The sequence below is a fragment of the Xanthobacter autotrophicus genome (assembly GCF_029991245.1).
Taxonomy (GTDB): Bacteria; Pseudomonadota; Alphaproteobacteria; order Rhizobiales; family Xanthobacteraceae; genus Xanthobacter; species Xanthobacter autotrophicus_C.
In genome coordinates this window covers 1-1,004 of sequence record NZ_JAIVFO010000308.1, presented here as the reverse complement: position 1 = coordinate 1,004, position 1,004 = coordinate 1, and the positions used below count along the sequence as shown (strand labels likewise).

1 protein-coding gene is annotated in these 1,004 nt (G+C 70.8%); it reads left to right on the top strand.

Annotated features, from left to right (window positions below):
• The first annotated feature begins 211 nt into the window (after positions 1-211).
• The gene (locus tag K9U41_RS22935) at positions 212-883 is read left to right on the top strand and encodes a biosynthetic peptidoglycan transglycosylase (protein ID WP_282643146.1); all 672 of its coding nucleotides are present in this window, start codon (positions 212-214) and stop codon (positions 881-883) included.
• Positions 884-1,004: the final 121 nt, after the last annotated feature.

Here is a 1,004-nt window from a genome sequence, read left to right as displayed (position 1 = left end):
CGCCCGGGCCGGGAGCGCCGTTGACGGGGGCCACCGGGTGCCCCAACCAGAAGGCCGGGTCAAGCTGTAAGGCCACGGTCGATGAGCTTGGCTCACCGACCCTGATCAAGCCCGAGCGGCACCTGAGCCTTCAGCCGGAAGAATTCCGGCGCCGAGGCCTGTAAGGTCGGTCGAGCCGGCGGGGCGCCCGGCCGGCGAGGGAGGGGTGGGGATGGTCGCTCTGGTGCTGCGCGTGCTGCTGGCCCTCGCCGCGATCCCGCTGGTGCTGTCCATCGCCTACAATGTGGTCAATCCGGTCTCCACCCTCATGCTGCTGCGGTGGGTGGAGGGCAAGCGGGTGGAGCGGGTCTGGACCCCCATCGAGCAGATGTCGCCGGCGCTGGTGCGCACCGTCATCGCCTCGGAGGATGCGAGCTTCTGCAGCCATTGGGGCGTCGACCTCGACGAGATGCGCGCCGCCATCGACAAGGCGGACGAGTTGGAGGATGCGCGCGGCGCCTCCACCATCCCCATGCAGATTGCCAAGAACCTGTTTTTGTGGCCGGGGCGGGCGCTGATCCGCAAGGCGTTCGAGATCCCGCTGGCCCTGTGGCTGGACCTGGTGGTGAGCAAGAGGCGGCTGATCGAGATCTATCTCAACATCGCCGAATGGGGTCCCAACGGGGAGTTCGGGGTGGAGGCGGGGGCAGGCCGGGCCTTCGGCATTCCGGCGGCGCGGGTGGATGCGCGGCAGGCGGCCCTGCTGGCGGTGATGCTGCCCAACCCGCGGCGGCGCGATGCGGGCAATCCTTCCGCGGGGGTGGAGCGCCTCGCCGCCCGGCTCCAGGCGCGGGTGCCCCGGGAGGGGCCGGAGCTGACGGCCTGCCTCGGGCCGCTGCGATAGCGGGGTGCCGCAGCGCCCAACGGCTTGATTGTGGCGCCTGCAAGCGCCACATGGGATGCGAGGCGCCGGTCATCCGGCGCGCGTTCCTCCCACCGGTCCCGTCATGACGCAATCCACCGCA

Bases quoted from the DNA above. Each gene is read 5' to 3' on its own strand.
- K9U41_RS22935 (WP_282643146.1), top strand. From the start codon at position 212: ATGGTCGCTCTGGTGCTGCGCGTGCTGCTGGCCCTCGCCGCGATCCCG.